Source organism: Monashia sp. HAY1-2A, assembly GCF_056755315.1.
This window is the reverse complement of record NZ_JBNDHY010000876.1, coordinates 1-229: the sequence shown is the minus strand read 5'-3', so window position 1 is coordinate 229 and position 229 is coordinate 1. Positions and strand designations below refer to the sequence as shown.

At 60.3% G+C, this 229-nt stretch carries 1 protein-coding gene; it reads left to right on the top strand.

Annotated elements, in window-relative coordinates; all coding sequences use genetic code 11:
- Nucleotides 1-5 precede the first annotated feature (5 nt).
- A complete protein-coding gene (locus ACPYOM_RS24265) occupies nt 6-188 on the top strand; it encodes an alpha-amylase family glycosyl hydrolase (protein ID WP_481347943.1) in 183 nt (60 codons plus the stop codon).
- Nucleotides 189-229: the final 41 nt, after the last annotated feature.

Below are 229 nucleotides of genomic sequence, written 5' to 3'. Positions count from 1 at the left end.
CGGAGATGTGTATAAGAGACAGGTGGACTTCAGGTCGGCACGCTGGTTTCACCGACGGCAAGCCTTGGTTACCCGTCAACCCCAACTACGTCTGGCTGAACGCCGAGGCGCAGAAGCGGGGGCCTAGATCCGTGTACCACTTCTATCGCTGTCTCTTATACACATCTCCGAGCCCACGAGACGCGTAGTAATCTGGGGGGGGGTGTGTTGGGTGGGAGGAGGGGGGGGG

What these genes read in the sequence shown, in the direction of transcription:
- ACPYOM_RS24265 (WP_481347943.1), top strand. Translation starts at nt 6, where the DNA reads ATGTGTATAAGAGACAGGTGGACTTCAGGTCGGCACGCTGGTTTCACC.